This is a genomic window from Mesorhizobium metallidurans STM 2683 (assembly GCF_000350085.1).
Classification (GTDB): domain Bacteria; phylum Pseudomonadota; class Alphaproteobacteria; order Rhizobiales; family Rhizobiaceae; genus Mesorhizobium; species Mesorhizobium metallidurans.
The window spans coordinates 1-19,525 of record NZ_CAUM01000097.1 but is presented as its reverse complement, the minus strand read 5'-3'; the positions used below and the strand labels follow the sequence as shown (position 1 = coordinate 19,525).

19 protein-coding genes and 1 tRNA gene are annotated in these 19,525 nt (G+C 60.5%); 6 read left to right on the top strand and 14 right to left on the bottom strand.

Annotated features, from left to right (window positions below):
• Window positions 1-62: 62 nt before the first annotated feature.
• The 4 genes from MESS2_RS34145 to MESS2_RS15550 all read right to left on the bottom strand — a co-directional run bounded on the left by MESS2_RS34145 (window position 63) and on the right by MESS2_RS15550 (window position 3,436).
• A complete protein-coding gene (locus MESS2_RS34145) occupies window positions 63-224 on the bottom strand; it encodes a transporter substrate-binding domain-containing protein (RefSeq protein WP_209436107.1) in 162 nt (53 codons plus the stop codon).
• Window positions 225-236: 12 nt separating this feature from the next.
• Window positions 237-905, bottom strand: coding sequence for a transporter substrate-binding domain-containing protein (locus tag MESS2_RS15560; RefSeq protein WP_008875327.1), 669 nt, complete (start codon window positions 903-905; stop codon window positions 237-239).
• A gap of 67 nt (window positions 906-972) precedes the next feature.
• Window positions 973-2,148, bottom strand: a complete 1,176-nt coding sequence (locus MESS2_RS15555; RefSeq protein WP_008875326.1) for a M24 family metallopeptidase — start codon at window positions 2,146-2,148, stop codon at window positions 973-975.
• A 58-nt stretch (window positions 2,149-2,206) separates the two neighbouring features.
• On the bottom strand, window positions 2,207-3,436 hold the full coding sequence (locus MESS2_RS15550; RefSeq protein WP_008875325.1) for a diaminopropionate ammonia-lyase: 1,230 nt from the start codon (window positions 3,434-3,436) through the stop codon (window positions 2,207-2,209).
• 113 nt (window positions 3,437-3,549) lie between these two features.
• Between MESS2_RS15550 and MESS2_RS15545 the strand changes: the two genes are divergently transcribed.
• The 3 genes from MESS2_RS15545 to rnd all read left to right on the top strand — a co-directional run bounded on the left by MESS2_RS15545 (window position 3,550) and on the right by rnd (window position 6,611).
• Complete coding sequence (locus MESS2_RS15545) at window positions 3,550-4,026, top strand: Lrp/AsnC family transcriptional regulator (protein ID WP_008875324.1); 477 nt, start codon at window positions 3,550-3,552, stop codon at window positions 4,024-4,026.
• A gap of 132 nt (window positions 4,027-4,158) precedes the next feature.
• A complete protein-coding gene (locus MESS2_RS15540; protein WP_008875323.1) occupies window positions 4,159-5,403 on the top strand; it encodes an MFS transporter in 1,245 nt (414 codons plus the stop codon).
• A gap of 56 nt (window positions 5,404-5,459) precedes the next feature.
• Window positions 5,460-6,611: a ribonuclease D gene (rnd, locus tag MESS2_RS15535; RefSeq protein WP_040593231.1), complete on the top strand. Its 1,152-nt coding sequence runs from the start codon at window positions 5,460-5,462 to the stop codon at window positions 6,609-6,611.
• Between the two features lie 11 nt (window positions 6,612-6,622).
• Here the strand turns inward: rnd and MESS2_RS15530 are convergent, their stop codons facing one another.
• From MESS2_RS15530 to guaB, 3 genes are read right to left on the bottom strand one after another with little or no spacing between them, the layout of a single operon-like run.
• The gene (locus tag MESS2_RS15530; RefSeq protein WP_008875321.1) at window positions 6,623-7,042 is read right to left on the bottom strand and encodes an MAPEG family protein; all 420 of its coding nucleotides are present in this window, start codon (window positions 7,040-7,042) and stop codon (window positions 6,623-6,625) included.
• A gap of 28 nt (window positions 7,043-7,070) precedes the next feature.
• Window positions 7,071-7,610, bottom strand: a complete 540-nt coding sequence (locus tag MESS2_RS15525) for a hypothetical protein (RefSeq protein ID WP_040593204.1) — start codon at window positions 7,608-7,610, stop codon at window positions 7,071-7,073.
• Window positions 7,611-7,641: 31 nt separating this feature from the next.
• Window positions 7,642-9,144 carry an IMP dehydrogenase gene (gene guaB / locus MESS2_RS15520; RefSeq protein WP_008875319.1) on the bottom strand — a complete coding sequence of 501 codons (1,503 nt, stop codon included), beginning with the start codon at window positions 9,142-9,144 and terminating at the stop codon, window positions 7,642-7,644.
• Window positions 9,145-9,438: 294 nt separating this feature from the next.
• Between guaB and MESS2_RS15515 the strand changes: the two genes are divergently transcribed.
• Window positions 9,439-10,860, top strand: coding sequence for an MFS transporter (locus MESS2_RS15515; RefSeq protein ID WP_008875318.1), 1,422 nt, complete (start codon window positions 9,439-9,441; stop codon window positions 10,858-10,860).
• An 18-nt stretch (window positions 10,861-10,878) separates the two neighbouring features.
• On the opposite strand, the gene MESS2_RS15510 is transcribed toward MESS2_RS15515, so the two are convergent.
• Window positions 10,879-11,592: an RlmE family RNA methyltransferase gene (locus MESS2_RS15510; protein ID WP_008875317.1), complete on the bottom strand. Its 714-nt coding sequence runs from the start codon at window positions 11,590-11,592 to the stop codon at window positions 10,879-10,881.
• The gene (locus tag MESS2_RS15505; RefSeq protein ID WP_008875316.1) at window positions 11,592-12,926 is read right to left on the bottom strand and encodes a Ppx/GppA phosphatase family protein; all 1,335 of its coding nucleotides are present in this window, start codon (window positions 12,924-12,926) and stop codon (window positions 11,592-11,594) included. The genes MESS2_RS15510 and MESS2_RS15505 overlap by 1 nt, the downstream gene beginning before the upstream one ends.
• Before the next feature lie 288 nt (window positions 12,927-13,214).
• On the opposite strand from MESS2_RS15505, the gene MESS2_RS15500 reads away from it, so the two are divergent.
• Window positions 13,215-14,147 carry a lysylphosphatidylglycerol synthase domain-containing protein gene (locus tag MESS2_RS15500; protein WP_008875315.1) on the top strand — a complete coding sequence of 311 codons (933 nt, stop codon included), beginning with the start codon at window positions 13,215-13,217 and terminating at the stop codon, window positions 14,145-14,147.
• A 163-nt stretch (window positions 14,148-14,310) separates the two neighbouring features.
• Window positions 14,311-14,384, top strand: a tRNA-Gln gene (locus MESS2_RS15495).
• Window positions 14,385-14,566: 182 nt separating this feature from the next.
• On the opposite strand, the gene MESS2_RS15490 is transcribed toward MESS2_RS15495, so the two are convergent.
• Genes MESS2_RS15490 through MESS2_RS15470 form a run of 5 tightly spaced genes read right to left on the bottom strand, consistent with a single transcriptional unit; the run spans window position 14,567 to window position 19,135 of the window.
• Entirely contained in the window at window positions 14,567-15,634 is a 1,068-nt protein-coding gene (locus MESS2_RS15490; RefSeq protein WP_008875313.1) for a branched-chain amino acid ABC transporter permease, read from the bottom strand.
• Window positions 15,635-16,528 carry a branched-chain amino acid ABC transporter permease gene (locus MESS2_RS15485; RefSeq protein ID WP_008875312.1) on the bottom strand — a complete coding sequence of 298 codons (894 nt, stop codon included), beginning with the start codon at window positions 16,526-16,528 and terminating at the stop codon, window positions 15,635-15,637.
• A gap of 15 nt (window positions 16,529-16,543) precedes the next feature.
• The gene (locus MESS2_RS15480) at window positions 16,544-17,353 is read right to left on the bottom strand and encodes an ABC transporter ATP-binding protein (RefSeq protein WP_008875311.1); all 810 of its coding nucleotides are present in this window, start codon (window positions 17,351-17,353) and stop codon (window positions 16,544-16,546) included.
• Window positions 17,350-18,093, bottom strand: a complete 744-nt coding sequence (locus MESS2_RS15475) for a hypothetical protein (protein WP_157357732.1) — start codon at window positions 18,091-18,093, stop codon at window positions 17,350-17,352. The genes MESS2_RS15480 and MESS2_RS15475 overlap by 4 nt, the downstream gene beginning before the upstream one ends.
• Window positions 18,071-19,135 (bottom strand): AMP-binding protein, encoded by a 1,065-nt coding sequence (locus MESS2_RS15470; protein ID WP_008875309.1) that lies wholly within the window; start codon window positions 19,133-19,135, stop codon window positions 18,071-18,073. The genes MESS2_RS15475 and MESS2_RS15470 overlap by 23 nt, the downstream gene beginning before the upstream one ends.
• Between the last annotated feature and the right edge of the window lie 390 nt (window positions 19,136-19,525).

The following is a 19,525-nucleotide window of genomic DNA, read 5'->3' as shown; positions in this document are numbered from 1 at the left end:
TCGTTTCCGGTGCTGCCAACAAGCGTAGCCCTGGTGGGTTACGCTTGCGCGCGCTTGCTAGTTTACTCGGAGAGTGACTTGGCGATTTCTTCCTCAGAAGGCAGCGCCAGGTTATATTTCGCGAGGATCGCATCATATTCCTTCGATGCGACCAGCGCCTGCAGCTCGTTCTTCAGTCGATCCAACAGCTCTGTGTTACCCTTCTTGACGGCAATACCCATCACGACAGGAAACAGTTACTCGGTGGATGTGATTTTCAGCCGATCGCCCGTTGCAACGACGGCGGCCTTCGAAACACCAGCGTCGTCGAAAACGACGTCTGCACCGCGAGACAGGAGGGCCTGTGCTGCTTCGGCAGACGTGGCGAATTCCTTGACGTCTATGGGATTGGAAGCGCAGCTTTTATCCGACGTTTTCTGAAGTTCCGGAACCCATGCCGCGCCTTTGAGGTTCGCCACTCGTTTGCCGCACAGATCCTCCGGTTTCTTCGGCGCGAAATCGTCGTCGCTGCGCACCATCAAGGATCCTCCGGTCTTGGCGTACGGAATGTAGTCCACCACCTTGGCGCGGGCAGCGGTCACATAAAGAGCAGACGCAATGACGTCGTACTTGTTGGCTTGAAGTCCTCCGATGAGATTGGCAAAGCGGGTGTCGACAAACTGGACCTCAAGCCCGAGCTTGGGTGCGATCACAGCCATGACGTCTGCATCCAAGCCCCTGGTGACTCCGTTCTCCAGATAGTCATAGGGCGGATAGACCTGATCGGACCCAACAAGAAGCTTGCCAGCAGTGATTGTGCCGACGTCTTCCGAATGGGCAACTCCCGCGGTAACCAGCGTGAGCGCAAGAATTGTCGCCGCCACGCTTGATTTGGTGGCAGTTGCGGCTTTGATATTAAGCTTCATCTTTTATTCCCCTTAATTATGAGACAGACTATCTGCCTCAGATGGATGGTTCTCCTCCCATTCGTCCTCAGCGAATTACTGGCAGTTCGCGCGGTGCTCTTTTCGTCAGCAGGCGTGCACCGTCTCTGGTGATTGCGATGTTTTCCTCATGGACGATCATCTTGCCCGGCGCATATTCCATTCCGGGCTCGATAGTCAGGACCATGTTCTCCAGGATTACGGTGCTATCGCCGAGCCGATGTGACGGCGGCTCGGTCAGTTGAAGGCCAAGTCCGTGACCGAGGCGGCCGACATTGTTTCCGATCGCGCCGGCGTCCTCGATTAACTTCGACATAGCGCGGAAAACGTCATCCGTAGCGGCGCCGGGAACGGCAGCCTTGATTCCTGCTTCCGTCGCAAGCCACAGCGCCTCGTGCACCCTGTGCGCATCATCGGAGACGCTCCCGACGGCGTAGTTGCGGTCGAAGTCACAGAAGTAGCCGTCGAATGTCGATCCGGTATCAATGAACAGAATGTCGCCTGTCTCCAGAATACGATCGTGCGGTCCGCAAACGATCTGCTGGACGCCTCCGGGACCGGAAATCGCGGGTAGGAACGGTGTCGAATCCGCCCCGCGGCGAGCGATGTCGATGCGCAACTTGCGGGCGACCTCGCGTTCGCTCTCGCCAATGGATATCTGCGCCGGCAACGCTTCGTAGGCGTCACTCGCTATCTGGCAGATGTAGTTGATGTGTTCGATTTCGGCAGCGGTCTTCACCATGCGGATTTCCCAAAGGCATGGCGATCCGTCTTCGACAGGGGAACCGAGGATTTCGCGCAACCTGAGGAACTCGGAGACAGGCATGCGCAGCGCCATTTCCCGGCCCATTTCCGCACCGATCCTCCCGAAGCGTTTCGGCAGGCTGTCCAGGGTTGATTTGAGAAGTGAAAGGCCGTCGTCCTCTGGAACTGGGGCAGGCCAAGTGCGTATGTCCTTCATCCACGTCAGGGCCATTTCAGGTGCGCCGATCTCCGGGATAACGGCGATCGGTTCTCCAGCCAAAGGAACGATGACGAACCACGGCCTCGTCGGGCTTTCCCAGAACTGAGTGTCAAATCCGGTAAAATATCGAACATTCGGCGGCGCGGAGACGAGGAGCGCGTCAAATCCGTGAGCGCTCATGATCCTTTGGGCCCGGGCCACACGCGCCTCGAATTCCGAGGATGAGAAGCCCCTCCGCGGAATAATCAGTTGGTTTTGCATGTGTTGTCCCTTCAAAATTGTGCGTTCTGCGCAGAGGGCATTGTTGGTTTTGATCCCTTTATTGAACCTGGGCGGTCGGCGTGCCTTTCCGGGCAAGAACGCCGGATATCGACTGAGGCGACGCTCCGACAATCTCCTCGTAGGAAGCCGGGTCGGTGGCAGTCTCTGTGTTGACGAGAAGCACGCGGCTATGCTCGTCCAGCTTCAAGATCGCGCGGGCGTTTGCATCTCGGCTCAGCACCTGAAGCCCGGCCAGCCCGGCCGCACCGCTTTCACCAGCCACAATCCCTTGTCGGCGCTGACCACGAAAGGCGAGCGAACGCATCGCGTTCTTTGCGTCCTCTTCGGAAACGGTCATGAAAGCATCCGCCGTCCTTTGGAGAATCCGCCATGCAACAAGCGATGGCTTATAGCACTCCAGCATCGCCATGATGGTTGGTTGGGTTGGTGTGAAGGAGCGCAGTTCGCCCGCTCTGGCTGTCTCGAAAAGGCATGCAGCGCGGTCAGGTTCGACGATAATCGTGGTGATATTGTCCCGCCCCAGGGCTTCGGAAAGATGCCCCGAAACGCTGCTGGCAAAACCACCGACACCCGCCTGAAGGAAGGCATGGGTGGGTGGTTGAAGTCCCTGCAGCGCAAACTGTTGCAGCGCTTCGTCCGCGAGTACAGTGTATCCTTGCGCTACCAGACTCGGGATTGTCTCGTAGCCCGGCCATGACGTGTCCGACACCAGGATCCATTTGCGCTCGGCACTTATTCTTTCCGCTTCCGCGACTGAGTGGTCATAGTTTCCTTCAACCCGGATGACTTCATCAGCGCCAATGGCGGCAGCCCTCGCGGCCGTTACCCCTCCATGGACGAAGATCACCGCCCTGCAACCGAGCAGTCGCGCGCCTGCGGCCACCGACTTCCCATGATTGCCGTCCGTTGCGCAGCAGAACGTCATCGATCTGGCGAATTCTCTTGCGGTTGGAGAGGTGAGTTGCGCAATTCCCACTTCACTCCCCAGGTGTTCTTCCAGCATGGACTTGAAGATTGCCATCACGGCGTACGCGCCACCAAGGGCCTTGAAGCTGCCCTGATTCAATCGCTGTCCTTCGTCCTTGAGCAGGACGTGTCCGGTCCCGGTGTGCTTTGCCAGCTCGGGAAGTGAAATTAGAGGAGGTGTTTCGGTGCGGCCCCAGAGAGAAAGAAATGGTCGCACGATATCAGGGGCATCAACACCCATGGTGCGCCTGTCTGCCTCGTTCATCTGACGATCCGCGGCTTTGTGGAAATGCAATGGCATGGAACTCTCTCGTCTAATTTTTGAGAGAATATTCCAATCCCAACTTTATTTGTGCTCTCTATCACGTATAGATGTGCAATTTTTTTGCGAATTGCTCGATATGGAGAAGCGCAATGAAGAAGCGGCCTGCAGTCACGATCGACAATTTCGATCTCAAGATTCTCCAGTTGGTTCAGGTCGATAACATGATGCCGCAGCGGGTAATTGCGGAACGCATCGGACTTTCGCCTCCGGCAGTGGCCAGGCGGCTTCAACAGCTTCGCGAAAGCGGTGTCATCAGAAAAGACATCGCGATCGTGAATGAAACGGCCGTCGCACGCCCGCTGACGATCATCGTTCACGTGACGACCGAGAATGAGCGTCTGGATCTGTTGGACGCCATGAAGGATCGGTTCCTGCGGAGCAGGCAGGTGCAGCAGTGCTACTATGTGACCGGGGAAATGGATTTCATCCTGATCGTCAACGTCAAGGACATGGCCGAATATAATGAAATGACGCGCGAACTCTTCTTCGAAGGCGGGAACGTCAAAAGCTTCCGGACCTGCGTTTCGATGGAAAACGTTAAAACGAATGGACCAATTCCGCTTTAGCAACGGTTCGCGGGCGCGAGGCTATCAGGGAGCTTCAGTCTCTATGGCGAGGATGGCCCACGGCCAATTGCCGCTGGCGTTGAAGGGAGCGATGGTTCAATAAGGATCACCAACATGTGATTGCCTTCCTTCATGTCCTCCATCCGCCCGCTGATCCCGCTTCTCATTGCCGCCGGCATCCTGCTGGGCGGCAATGGCCTGCAGAGCACGCTGATCGCGCTGCGCGGCGCGCAGGAAGGGTTTCCCGCCTCGACCATCGGCCTGATGGGCACGTTCTACTTCGCCGGCTTCCTTCTCGGCTGCCTCGCCGTCACCCGCATCATGAAGGCGGTCGGCCATGTCCGCGCCTTTTCGGCGCTGGCGGCGATCGCGTCGGCCGGCACGCTGCTCCTGGTGCTGGTCATCGATCCTGTCATGTGGTGCGCGGTGCGCTTTGCCGGCGGCTTCTGCTTTGCCGGCCTGTTCACCATCATGGAAGCCTGGCTCAATTCCGGGGTCGCCAACAAGGATCGCGCACGCGTGCTTGCCATCTACCGGATGGTCGACATCGGTTCAGTGACGGGCGCGCAGTTCCTGATTCCGATCTTCGGCGCCGGCGGCTTCGCCATCTTCGCCATCATGTCGATCATGATCACGCTCTCGCTCGTGCCGGTGTCGCTCGGCGACCGCTCCAATCCGGCCCCTCCCGAAAACGTCAAGCTCGACCTGGCACGCGTCTGGCGGATTTCGCCGCTCGGCTGCTTCGGCTGCATCGCCGTCGGCGTCACCAACAGCGCCTTCCGCACGCTGTCGCCGGTCTATGCCGAGCAGATCGGCATGTCGGTCGCCGACGTCGTCACCTTCGTCAGCGTCGGCATCTTCGGCGGCGCCATCATCCAGTACCCGCTCGGCTATCTTTCCGACCGCTGGGACCGGCGCTCGGTGCTGTTGGTGACAACGTGCTGCGCAATGTTTGCCGCACTTGCGCTGGGGTTCTTGGCGGGGAGCAACCCGTTCCTCAACTTCCTGATCGTCTTCATCTTCGGCTGCTTCGCCATGCCGCTCTACTCGCTGTCGGCGGCGCATTCCAACGACCGTGCCGACAAGGGCGAGTTCGTGCTGATCAATGCGGCACTGATGCTGTTCTATTCCTTCGGCGCCATCGGCGGCCCGTTCGCCGCGTCGACGGCGATGCAATATTTCGGCCCAAGCGCCCTGTTCGTGTTCTGCGCTGTCGTCTACATGATATTCATCGTCGTCATCCTCTATCGGATGCAGGTGCGATCCGGCGTGCCGGCGGGCCATCGCAGCCGTTTCACGGCGCTTTTGCGCACCTCGACGGTTTTCGCCCGGCTGGCCAGGCGCAATGGCGATTCCGACGGGTCGGCTGACCCTTGACGAAAGCCCGCGCGGCTGAAATTGAAGGAGACCTTACCTTTGCCAAAAGCGATTTGATGCACGTCATCACCACCCAAAAAGAACTCGAAATCGTTCTTGCCGCGTTCGAAAAGTCGGATTTCGTCACCGTCGACACCGAATTCATCCGCGAAACGACCTTCTGGCCGATCCTGTGCCTGATCCAGATGGCGGCGCCCGGCGTGACCGCGCTGATCGACCCGCTGTCGCCGGACATCGACCTCAAGCCATTCTTCAGGCTGATGGCCAACGAGACGGTCGTCAAAGTCTTCCATGCGGCGCGCCAGGACATCGAAATCATCGTCCATCTCGGCGATCTGGTGCCGCATCCGGTGTTCGACACCCAGGTGGCGGCGATGGTCTGCGGCTTTGGCGACAGCGTCTCTTACGACCAGCTGGTGCAGCGGGTCACCGGGGCGCGGCTCGACAAATCCTCGCGTTTCACCGACTGGCGCCACCGCCCGCTTTCCGACAAGCAGCTCGACTACGCGCTTGCCGACGTCACCCATCTGATCGAGGTCTACCAGCATCTCAGCGCCGAGCTTGAGCGGGAAAACCGCGCTCATTGGCTGAACGAGGAAATGGAGGTGCTGACCTCGCGCGAGACCTACGACCCGCATCCGGAGGATGCCTGGAAGCGGCTCAAGATGCGGCTGCGCAAGCCGCAGGAGCTGGTGATCGTGCAGGCGGTGGCGGCCTGGCGCGAGCGGGAAGCGCGCGAACGCGATGTGCCACGCGGCCGGGTGCTCAAGGACGACGCCATCTACGAGATCGCGCAACAGGCGCCACGCGATGCGGCAGCGCTCGGCAAGCTGCGCACCACGCCGAAGGGCTGGGAGCGGTCGGCGACGGCGACGGCGCTGCTTGGCGCGGTGAACAGCGCGCTTGCCTTGCCCAGGGAAGACATGCCGAAGCTGCCGAAGAGTTTTCAGCCACCCGAGGGTTCCAATGCCGCGGCGGAATTGCTGAAAGTGCTTTTGCGGATCGTCGCCGAAAAGGAGGGCGTCGCCTCGAAGGTGCTGGCCTCCAGCGACGACATCGACCGTATCGCCGCCGATGGCGAGGCTGCCGACGTGCCGGCCTTGCAAGGCTGGCGGCGCGCCGTGTTTGGCGAGGCGGCGCTGAAGCTGGTGCGCGGCGAGATCGGCATCAAGTTCGACAAGCGCAGGATCGCGGTGTTCGACCTCTAGGCTGGGCTCGTTCAGACGACCGTCAGCAGGTGAAGCGCGAACCATATCCAGGCGAGCAAGAGAACCACCGCGCCGAAGAAGAAAATACGGCTGCGGAGGCGCAGATTGTTGCTGGTGAGGTGGACCCAGGCGTGGGCGCAGCGCGAAATCACGAAAATCCACATCAAGGCCAGCGTCAGGTAGTTGACGCCGTTGGTCTCGTGCAGCGCCAGGCACAGGACGTAGAAGAGCACCGGCAGTTCGAACTGGTTGCTCAAATTGTTGGCGACGGTGACGCTGGATGCCGGCTCGGTCGAGCGGGTCTTGAACTGGCCGGCCTTGGCCTCGCCTGACTTCACCGCGCCGTATCTGCGGCGGCCCATCACGAGATAGACGATGTAGACCAGAAGCACTTGCGCCAGAACAGGCCAGAAGATCGCGGTCTGGTTCAAGAGGCCCCTCCGCCCTTTTCATCCTGACTCAAAGCCGTTTCTGGCCCGCCAGGTAGAAAACCGCAATGACCGCCAAGGGAATCGCCAGAAGCGCGAATTTTGTGACGGTCAGCGCCGAAGCGAAAGACAGCGAATCCGGATTGGCCGACAGGAAATCCGACAGCAGCCGCGCCACTGCTATGTTCTGTGCATAGTCGGCAAGCGTGTATGGCAGCACCAGAACAACCGCAAGCAGGGACTGCAGTTGCGCCGGCATTGCCCGGAAATTCTTCAGCCGCCGTCCGGTGGCGAGGATCAGGCTGACCATGGTCACCGACAGCAATGCCGGGAATAAAAGGTCGAAGGTCAGATAATGCCAGACCAGGATGATCTCGCCGCCGCGCCGGCCAAGTGCCGTCAGCCAGGCCATGCCCTCGTCCGGCGTGAAACCGGCAAAGCGCATGTCGAGCGACGGCAGTCCGCCACTGAGGCTGCGGAAATAGAGAAATTCCATCGCCGTCATGGCGATGAAAACCGCCGCGGATGCAAAACACAGCGCCGCGGCGTGGCGCGACAGTCGCAGGATCATCGCCGTCAGGCTCCGCCCGACGGCATTCTGATCAAATTCCGCCGGGATAATTCGGGCTTTCGCGGGTAATCGTGACGTCATGGGCGTGGCTTTCACGAAGTCCGGCATTGGATATGCGAACAAAAGTGGCGCGGTCGCGGAAATCGGCAAGGTCGCGGCCGCCGACATAACCCATAGCGGCTTTCAGGCCGCCTGCAAGCTGGTGCAGCACGCCAGACACAGGTCCTTTGTAGGGAACCTGCCCTTCAATGCCCTCCGGGACCAGTTTCAGCGTGTCGCGCACCTCGGCCTGGAAATAGCGATCGGCCGAGCCGCGGGCCATGGCGCCAACCGAGCCCATGCCGCGATAGGCCTTGAAGGAGCGGCCCTGGTGCAGATAGACCTCGCCCGGGCTCTCGTCGGTGCCGGCCAGCAGCGAACCGATCATGGCGGCACTGGCGCCGGCGGCCAGCGCCTTGGCCAGATCGCCCGAATATTTGATGCCGCCATCGGCGATGACTGAAGCACCCGATTTATGTGCCGTCTCGACCGCCGACATGATCGCCGAAAGCTGCGGCACGCCGACGCCGGCGACGATGCGGGTGGTGCAGATGGACCCCGGCCCGATGCCGACCTTGACGGCATCGGCTCCGGCATCGATCAGTGCCTGCGCGCCTTCCGATGTGGCGACGTTGCCAGCCAGGATGCGGACCGAGTTGGACAGTTTTTTCGCCCGGGTCACGGCATCCAGCACGCGCTGCGAATGGCCATGCGCGGTGTCGACCACCAGAAGGTCGACGCCGGCATCGATCAGACGCTCGGCGCGCTCGAAGCCGTCATCGCCGACGCTGGTGGCCGCGGCGGCGCGCAGGCGCCCCTGCGCATCCTTGGTGGCGTGCGGATTGAGCTGCGACTTCTCGATGTCCTTGACGGTGATCAGGCCGACGCAATTGCCCGATTTGTCAACGACAACCAGTTTTTCGATGCGGTGCTGGTGGAGCAGGCGCTTGGCCTCGTCCTGGTCGACATTCTCCTTGACCGTGATCAGCTTGTCACGGGTCATCAGTTCATAGACCTTCTGCGCCGGATCGGAGGCGAAGCGCACGTCGCGATTGGTCAGGATGCCCACCAGACGGCCGACGGTGTGGCCGCCGGCGCCGCCATTCTCGACCACAGGAATGCCGGAGATCGAATAGGTGCGCATCAAGGCGAGCGCGTCGGCGAGCGTCGCGTCCGGGCCGATGGTGACGGGGTTGACCACCATTCCGGATTCGAATTTCTTGACTTGCCGCACCTGTTCGGCCTGTTCGGCCGGCGAAAAATTGCGATGGATGACGCCGATGCCACCGGCCTGGGCCATGGCGATGGCAAGACGCGCCTCGGTGACCGTATCCATGGCGGCCGACAGGATCGGCACGTTGAGGTCGATGTCGCCGGCAATGCGGGTGCGGATGTCGGTCTCGCCGGGCATGACCTCGGAATGACCGGGCTGCAGCAGCACGTCGTCAAATGTCAGCGCCAGTGCGCCCGTGGACGTTTCGATGATTTTTGCCATGGCCAGCCCTCGGAATACAAAAAAGCGCTGGACCGGAATGGACAGCGCCGACTCGTTTCTTCCCTTTCAGGATTGGCGCTGGCTCGTAACACGTCCCGTGGCCGATGAAAAGCCGATGATTGCATGCGGCCGCAAACTATGGGGTTTGGCCTGATAGCCGCCACCAAGGGTAGCGGTCGCACAAAAGTAACAGCAATTTAATGCGACATCCGAGCCGAGGCGTGATAACCGCCCGTCATGCCGGCTCGCCCCCAAGCTGGGCAGAGAATCGCGAAGACAAATCAGGGCGTTCCCTTGAACCGCATTATCCCGCTTATCCTGGCGGTCGCACTTTTCATGGAAAACATGGATTCGACCGTGATAGCGACATCGCTGCCGGCGATTGCCGTCGACATCCACACCAGCCCGATCGCGTTGAAGCTGGCGCTGACTGCCTATCTGGTGTCGCTGGCGATCTTCATTCCGATCAGCGGCTGGATGGCCGACCGCTTCGGCGCCAAGAATGTGTTTCGCGCCGCAATCGCCGTCTTCATCGTCGGTTCGGTGGCATGTGCCTTCTCCAATTCGCTGCCGGCCTTCGTGGTGTCGCGCTTCCTGCAAGGCATTGGCGGCGCCATGATGACGCCTGTGGGACGCCTGGTGCTGGTGCGCGCCACGCCCAAGAGCGAACTCGTCGCCGCGATGTCCTGGCTGACCGTGCCGGCGCTGGTCGGGCCACTCGTCGGGCCGCCGGTCGGCGGCTTCATCACCACCTATTTCACCTGGCACTGGATCTTCCTGATCAACGTGCCGATCGGCCTGATGGGCATCTGGCTCGCCACCCGCTTCCTGCCGGACACCGACGCGACAGAGACCCCGCCGCTCGATTTCACCGGTTTCGTGCTGACGGGGCTTGCGGCATCGGGCGTCGTCTTCGGTCTTTCCGTGGTCAGCCTGCCCGCCTTGCCGCCGATGGCCGGCTTCATGACCGTGGCCGTCGGCCTGGTATCGGGTGCGCTTTACCTCCTCCACGCCCGGCGCGCCGCAAATCCGCTGCTTGCGCTGGAGCTGTTCCGCAACCAGGTGTTCCGCTCCTCGGTGCTTGGCGGCTCGCTGTTTCGCATCGGTATCGGCGCGGTGCCGTTCTTGCTCCCGCTGATGTTCCAGATCGGCTTCGGGCTGACACCGTTCCAGTCGGGTACGATCACCTTCGTCTCGGCGATCGGCGCCATCGGCATGAAATTCGTCACCGCGCTGATATTCAGGGTAGCCGGGTTCCGCCGGGTGCTGATTTCGGGCTCGCTGATCGCGGCGGGGTCGATTACCATCTATGGCCTCTTCACCCCGGAGACGCCCTATGCGCTGATGCTTGCCATATTGCTGGTAGGCGGTTTCATCCGCTCGATGTTCTTCACTGGCGTCAACGCGCTCTCCTATGCCGAGGTGTCGGCCGAAGATACCAGCAAGGCAACGCCGATCACGGCAGTGTTCCAGCAATTGTCGATCGCGCTCGGCGTGGCGCTGGCCGGCGGTATACTGGAAGTGTCGACATCGATCCATGGCGGGCCGCTGACGCTGACCGATTTCCATACCGCCTTCTTCATCGTGGCGGCGGTTTCGGCGGCGGCGTCGCTGACGTTCATGCGGCTGGCGCCCGACGCCGGCAACGCCGTTTCAGGTCATGGCAGGCTGACGACGCCCAAGACGCTGGAGTCCGTAAGTCCGCCGGGGAGTTGACGCCAGGCAACGGCGCTCTCAACCTTCGGCAGGTGTACGCCCTTTAAAATCCTTCGCAAGCAGATAAAGCTCTACGGATTCATCGCGCGAGGCCGGCGGCTTGACGTGGTGCACCGAGCGGAAATTCTGCTTGAGCCGCGAGAGCAACTCGTTCTCGGCGCCGCCCTGGAAGGTCTTGGCCAGGAAATGGCCGCCAGGCTTCAGCACCGAAAGCGCGAAATCGGCCGCCACTTCGCACAGATACATGGTGCGGATGTGGTCGGTCCTTTTGTGGCCCGTGGTGGGTGCGGCCATGTCGGAGAGCACGATATCGGGCTGACCGCCCAGCGTCTCGGCGAGTTTTTCCGGTGCCTCGGGATCGAGGAAATCCATCAGCAGCACCGGCGCGCCCGGCACCGCGTCCATTTCGAGATAATCGATGCCGACGACATGCGGATGGTCCGCCGTCGATTTGGTGCGCGCGGCCGCGACCTGGCACCAGCCGCCGGGCGCGGCGCCCAGGTCGATGACCTTCATGCCTGGCTTCAAGAGATGGTGCTTGTCGTCGATCTCGATCAGCTTGTAGGCGGCGCGCGAGCGGTAGCCGTCGGCCTTGGAGCGCTGGACATAGGGATCGTTGATGTGGCGCTGCAGCCAGCGGCGCGACGATTCCTTGAGGCCGCTCTTCTTCTTGATACGCGTCTTCAGCACGCGAATGCCGGCCATACCGGGCTTCTGCGGTTTCCTGGTCATTACCGGCTACGCCCATTGTTGCGCCAGACGCCGTCGTCGGCCATCAATTCGCTCAATATGCCTTCGCGCAGGCCGCGATCGGCGACGCGCAGCCGCTCCGACGGCCACACGGCGCGGATCGCCTCCAGAATGGCGCAGCCGGCCAGCACCAGGTCGGCACGGTCGGCGCCGATGCAGGGGTTGGCGACACGCTGCTGGAAATCCCAGCCGACGAGTTTTTCGACCATGCGGTCGACGCTGTCGCGGTCCATCCATAGCCCGTCGACGCGACGGCGGTCGTAGCGCTCCAGGTCGAGGTGGACGCCGGCCAGCGTCGTCACCGTGCCCGAGGTGCCGAGCAAATGGAATTTCGGGCTGGCGAGCACATGGCTCAGCCGGTCGCGCCCGTCAAAGGCGTGCAGGCGCACGGCGACATCCTCGACCATGGCGGCAAAGATCTGGCGCGAGACCGTGCGGCCGCCGAAGCGCTCGGCCAGCGAGACGACGCCGACCGGCAGCGACGTCCACGAGACGATGTGGTTGGCGAGCCTCGGCGAGCGGTGGCCGGTGAGGTCGATCAGCGCGATTTCGGAGGAACCGCCGCCGATGTCGAACAGGACGACGCCTTGCGTGTCGCGCTCGACCAGCGAGCCGCAGCCGGACACCGCCAAGCGCGCCTCGGTCTGGCGGTCGATGATCTCGAGCTTCAGACCCGCCTCGTGCTCAACACGGTCGAGGAATTCGACGCCGTTGGCGGCCGTGCGGCAGGCTTCGGTGGCGATCAACCTCGCCTTCCTGATCTTGCGGCCGCGCAATTTGTCGCCGCAGATCTTCAACGCCTCGACGGCGCGGTCCATCGCCGCCTGCCCGAGACGGCCATTGGCGGTGAGCCCCTCGCCCAGCCTGACGATGCGCGAAAAGGCGTCGATGACGCGGAACTGGCCATGGCGGGTCGGTACGGCGACCAGCAGCCGGCAATTGTTGGTGCCGAGGTCGAGTGCGGCAAACACCGGCAATTCTTGCAGCGGCGGGCGGCGAAGTTCCGGCCGCGCCTGCGAAGCCGAAGGCAAAGGCGTAGCCGTTGTTTCCTGCGGGGGAGCGCCGGTGGCTGCCGCGGACGGTGCGGCCACGATCGCGTGATTGTCGTCGCGGGCGAAAACCTTGCGGCCGCGCCGGCGCTTGCGCCGCTTCCTGGCCTTGCCCTTCTGCTGCTCGCCCTGATGGTCGGGATGCCCCGGCCGGGCGCCCGCCTGACGGTCAGGACGCCCGACGGATGGACTTGCCTGGCCTGACGGCGGCGGAGCCCTGGACACGCCCACCGCCGGCGCGCCGGCGCCGGTGTCGTGGTCTTCCACTTCAGTTCCTTCCGGCGCCGCGCGAACCGGAGACCGGACGCAGCAGGCGCTTTCATGTGTTCAAGTTGCCGCCAGACTAGCAGCGCCGTGCCGGATCACCAAGAGCGCAGGCGGCGAATTTTGCCGCCAGCACGAGACTGCGGCACCAAGAGCCGCGCCTTGCCGGTTGAATAGCCGGCTTCAATAAGGCATTTCTGAAATGGAGGGGTGAATATCCGGAATCGTCGGCGGTCTTGCCTGCCGCGAACCGGAAAAGGGCATCGGACTGAAACGCATGACGACCACGCCATGAACTGGAGACGCTATTTCTGGCCGGTCGTCGGCATTGCGGCGGTGATTTTCTCGCTGCTGCTGCTCTGGCACGAATTGCGCGGCATTTCGCTCGACGACGTCTGGGCCGGCATCGTCGCCATCCCGACCCGCGGCTGGGTGCTCGCGGCGCTGAGTTCGGTGATCGCCTATGCCTCGCTCGCCGGCTACGACCACATCGCGCTCTTACACATCGGCAAAAAAGTGTCGTGGCTGTTCGTCACCCTGTGCTCGTTCACCACCTATGCGCTGTCGCATAACATAGGCGGCTCGGTGTTTTCGGGCGCGGTGATCCGCTACCGCGCCTATGGCACAAGGGGGCTGACCGGGCAGGATGTCGGCATTCTGGTGGCGATCTGCTGGATCACCTTCGTGCTGTCGACGATCCTCGTCTCCGGCCTCGTGCTGGTCCTCGAGCCCGAGATCATCGACCGGTTTTCCGGCGCGCCGCATCATGGCCTGGCCATCGCGGCGGGCCTTGCCATGCTGATCCTGGTGGCGGCCTATGTCTTTGGTAGCTGGCTGCATCTCAAGCCCCTCAAGATCGGCGGCTTCCAGCTGCACTATCCGGCCCTGCCGATCGTGGCGCGGCAGTTGCTGATCGGCCCGATCGAATTGCTGGCGGCGGCGGCGATCATCTTCTTCGCCTTGCCCGTATCAGGCAATCCTGGCTATTTCGTCGTGCTCGGCGTGTTCCTGGTGTCGTTCTCGATCGCGCAGATCTCGCACGCGCCGGGCGGGCTCGGCGTGTTCGAGGTCGTGTTCCTGGCGGGCCTGTCGGATATGGACCCGGTCGGCGTGCTGGCCGCACTGCTGGTGTTCCGGCTGTTCTACCTGATCATCCCGCTGCTGATCGCGCTCGGCGTCGTGCTGTTCTTCGAGCGTTTGCAGTTCGGGCGGGGCGAGGGTTGAGGCACTCGGATTGGGCGAACGCCTGAGAACAGCGTCCGAAACAGGCTGACGAAACGTGGCGATTGAAGCACTCGGCAGGCTTGACTATTTTCCGTCGGCGGCTACAAGGCAGCGCGGCGACATCGTCGCCCTGCCCGCGTGGCTTGTCATCAGCCACGCCTGCTGGGGAATAGGTTAACGGTAGACCCACGGACTCTGACTCCGTTAGTCCTGGTTCGAATCCAGGTTCCCCAGCCAAATTGGATGTCTCGTCAGCGACACATCCCCGCGAGCTTGTGCAGCTGCCGCAGACGCGGCCGTTTCCGCAAGTAAATCAAACGGTTGCCTGAAGACCGTGCCGACCTCGCCGCGATTCCATTCGCAGTTCGACAGCACCAGATTCAAAAGCCTGATCCTCAGTGCGGCAAACCCTAACTCAATCAGCGCCCAACATTGAGAGGCCACGATACGAGCTTTTGGTGGAAGTTGCGTACGATGCGAACAATGCCCTGCGGCTCGACAATGACAAAGTAGACGATGAGCAGACCAAAAATCATCTGCTCCATGCTCGCGATCGACCCTGTACTTATCGGTAAAGACAAAGCTGACGCCACGGTGCTCAGGAATATCGGAACCAACAAGACGAAGGCAGTGCCGATGAAAGAGCCGCCTATGGTGCCGACGCCGCCAATGACAATCATGAACATAATCTTGAACGATACGTCGATTGAATATGACGTAATTCCAAGTGTCTTCAGATAGACAAACGCCCATAAGGCCCCTGCTACGCCGCAATAGAAGGAGCTGATTGCGAAGGCAGATAATTTCGCTCGTCTAACGGATATCCCCATCAGGCGCGCCGCAGTCTCGTTGTCGCGGACCGCCATCCACTGACGCCCGATGTGGCTGCGGGTGAGATTCAGGGCAAGGATTGTCATCAGCGCAACGATGATGCCGATGAGATAAAACTCTTTCTGGGGTGTATCTATCGGGATCCCGAAGACCGAAAATTGCGGTATGGAGACAACACCTGAAGGGTGATCGTTCCAGAACCAAGCAACTTTGGAGAAGAGCCATTCGATGAAAAACTGGATCGCCAGCGTCGCGATCGCCAGATAGAAGGCACGCATCCTGAGGCTAGGGAGGCCGAACACGATACCAACGCCTGCAGCCATCACTCCGGCAATGGCGAAATCCACCACGATCGGAATTTCTGGCACATTTGTCGCAAGCTTGTAGGCGGTGTATGCACCTACTGCCATGAAGGCTCCGGAGCCGAGCGATGGTTGGCCGGCATAGCCCATGAGCAGGTTAAGGCCGATAGCCGCGATGCTCAATATCAGGAACGGAATCAACAACGCTTTGAGAAAATAGGGACTGGCAAACTGCGGAAGGGTCAGTACAGCGAGCAAAGTCAAAGCGGCAATAATACGGTCCTCGTTGCGGCCGATGATGCTAAGTTGCGCTGAATACGAGTCGGGAAGGCGGCGGGCCGTTCGGTAAAACATCTAGATTCTCCCCAACTGGTTGTTTCCGAACAGTCCACTCGGCCTGACGAGCAGAAAGCCTATGGCGATCACGTATGGAACCCAGCTTTCCGTGGCGCCACCGAAGATGGATCCCAAATAGATCTCGAAGAGCTTCTCGCCGGCGCCGATGATAAGCCCGCCTACGATGGCGCCCGGTATCGACGAGAGCCCGCCAAGAATAATGACGGGCAGTGCTTTTAGGGCAATCAGGTTCAGCGCGGGCTGAACTCCCAGCCGTGCTCCCCAAACGATACCGGTGACCAGGGCAACAAAGCCGGCGATGCTCCACACGATAACCCATACCTTGTGAAGCGAAACGCCAACCGAAATCGCTGCCTGATGATCATCTGCGACGGCGCGCAGTGCAAGGCCCACCCTGGTGCGTTGAAAGAAGTAGACAAGCGACAACACCAAAATCAGGCAAACTGCCGCGACGGTTAAGTCGAACTGGTCGATCATTATTTCGCCAACGATAAACTGGTCATCGGGAATGCCGATGTCGAGGGCACGTACGTCGGCGCCCCAAACCAGCTGGCTGAGACCGAGAAGGAAATAGGAAAGACCAATCGTTGCCATAAACATGCTGAGCGGTGATTGATTGACAATCCTGCGCAAGATAAATCGCTCGACGCTGAACGCGAGGAGGACCATCACCAGAAGCGTTATGATGCCCGAAAGCACGAGGTTGACGCCATTGCCATGAATGCCGGCAAGCGTCATGGCGGCGAACAGGACCATCGCGCCTTGGGCGAAATTGAAGACCTCTGAAGCTTTGTAGATCAGGACAAAGCCAATCGCCACCAGGGAGTACAAGATGCCAGTCAACAGGCCGCTTAGCAGCACTTCAAAAAAGAACTGGATTTCCGAAGACATAGCCTTGCGTCCTCCTCAATGTTCCACGCCGAGATAGGCCGATATGACGGCAGGGTCCGCAGCAATCTCTCGCGGCGTTCCTTCGGCAATCCTCAGACCACGATCCAAGACTGCTATTCTGTCAGAAAGCCCCATGATTACCCCGATATCGTGCTCGATCAGCACAAAGGTAACGTTCAGCATCTCGTTTGCGCTTCTAATGAAGTCACACATCTCCATCTTCTCTCGCTGGGTCATGCCTGCCATCGGCTCATCCAACAAAATGATCTTGGGTTCGCTGGCCAGCGCGCGCCCAAACTCGATGCGCTTTTGCGTGCCATACGGAAGTTGGCCGACGGGTTCGTCCCGCACCGCCTCGAGCTGCAAAAAATGGACGATCTCTTCTACCGCCGCCCGGTGCTTGACTTCCTCTCGCTTAGTCGGTCCGAGGAACACGGCTGCTTGTAGGAAATTGGTGCGCATCTTTAAGTTTCGACCGAGCAAAAGATTGTCGATCGTCGAAAGGGCCTTGAACAAGGCGAGATTTTGAAACGTTCGCGACAATCCGCTTCGGGCGATCGTCGCAGGAGAAAGACGAGCAATCTCGTCGCCACCAAGAGTAATCCTGCCACTCGTCGGGGTGTAGAACCCATTGATGCAATTGAGCAGCGAGGTTTTGCCAGCACCGTTCGGTCCGATGATCGAGTAGATTTCGCCTTCGCGCACGTCGAGACTTACGTTTGTGAGAGCCGCGAGACCCCCAAACCGCAAGCTAACGTTTTCGACCACGATTACCTGGGAATCTGACCGACCTCGCCCAGTCCTTATCGTCGGCAGCATGTTCATGCTTCTTCGACCCTATGGAGCGGCCTAAATACTCGGTGGCTGGTTTCCGCCCCTATCGGCGTGAACGGCAACAACTGCTTAATCTGACTCCATTGCATTCCGCCCTGCCCCGTTAAGCCGTTTTCCGGTGCAAGCGGCTGATCGAAGAAAGTGAAGTAGGCAATGCGGCAGCCGGAATTGGGATACGCCTCCGTTTCAGCCTTATTCGAATTCCTCATGATGGCTCCGATCGCTGCTAGAATCTCACCCTGCTCTGTGAGGTCGCTGTAGTCAGCGCCAGGATCCGACGCTAGGGTTCGCAAATAATTGGTATCGGGGTCGATGACCGCGACCCATCCGCTGTCTTCATGCTTCCTCAGAACAGCGTGCTTAACCGGCAAAGCCGAATTGAGCCGCGCCAGATGCCTGCGAGTGGCTACGGTATCGCGCGGCTCAAGACCATCGAGGTCGTTGAGGTCGGGAACAAGCACCTGGCCTGAAAGCAGCGCACGTCCGGAAAGTCGTGTCGGTCCGCCGTTTAGGCCCATTTCAATTGTCAATCGACCGCCGGCTCCCAGCAAGCCCATCGCTTCGTGGTCCGAGATGCAGCGGGTACCGCCCTGCGCATCCTGGACAAACTCGATACCAGGCATTGTGTCGGCTGGTAGGGCATCGTTGCCGTAGACAGCGAGCAGGCCGCCGTATCGGATATCGAGGTGAAGTGCGCATACTTCCACATCAAGCGCTGCAAAGAAGTTCACGAGCTCTGGAGGCAACGCACCTTCCGCACAGAAAGCGAGCCTGGTCCTTGAAAGGCCAACGATATTCTTGAGCGGTGATCGGAACACCACCCCAACAAGCCATCGGACTATGGGGTTTCTGCGATGCCCAGGCGCAGCCCAGGATTTCGACATCGCGTGAAGCCAGCCAACCAGGCGTCCAGAGCGTCTGATATCGGCCTCGATCCGAGCCCAACATTTTCCTGTAGGTCGCGACTGGAGCGAATAGCACATCGGGCGCCAGTCGCTGCATGTCCTGACTGACAGTAGCGGCATTCTCGGCGGAGCTGACAAGCGCCCCCTTGATCAAGGCTGCCGAAAACTGAAGATAGTCACCGAACCATGCCACGGGAAGAAACGTGACCAGTTGGTCGGTCGGGCGCAATCCGGCAAGTGATGCGAATTGCATGGCCGCTTTGAGCGCCGCCGCATGTGACCACACGACAAGGAGGCTCTCACCGGCCTCATCATAGCCGCATAGAACAACAGCGCGCGGGTCGGGTCGCTCAACCAGATCGAGGCCTGTGTGAATGCTGTTGCCAACCGCCAAGTCGTCTTCGCGGCTGACGAAGCCATCATGAGTGTCGGTCTCCAGCCCCCTGTCCAGCACGAGTACCAGTCGCAGTTTCGGGCATTTTGGACGCGTCTGAACCGCGACATCTACTTCCGATTCGGTTCCCGCGATAAACACTGAGAATTCTGCTTTTTCGTATGCTCGGTGGAACTCTCGCTGTGATGCGCGCGAGTTCAACAGGACAGGCACGGCTGCCGCTCTCTGTAGCGCGAGTACATACCAGTAAAGTCGAGGGTTGCACTCGCCGCTGATCCCCACCAGATCACCGCCACGGACCCCTGCAGCGTCGAGCAACTGGTGTAGGCTCACGACCTCGTCGAGGACTTCAACCCAGGACCAAGTCTTCCAGACACCGCGAAGTTTGGCGCGGTACGCCGGAGCGCTTGGCGACATGCGGGCATTGGCTTCCAGGAACCGGTAGAGCGACCGCTCATTGATGGTTTCCGGCATTTCCCCTCCGCGGCGATTTGCCGGATGTGCCGTCGATTTCCCCATTTTTTCCATACTCGGCATCATAGCTTCCAAGCTTTCGGGTTCGCACCGCTGAAACATGTCTCAAACGGTTTGCTCTGGCATCGCTTATCGCCAGGGGCAGACCATTCAATGTTCGGATACGGACCGACCCGAAGCACAGTTGAAATGGCCCGCAGGCTGTTCTCGAGGCGTCGCTACTTTGCCGGCAACAAAGGCTGGCGGCCCTTGCTTCGAGCGGACGAACTCCCTTTTTCCAACCGCTGAAAGCTTTCCGCATCCGGCAACGGAATAGGCTTGCGGGGGCTGAACAATCCCGTGCGCTCGGCGTAGCGCATTGACCCCATCAAGCCACCAAATTCGTCTAGA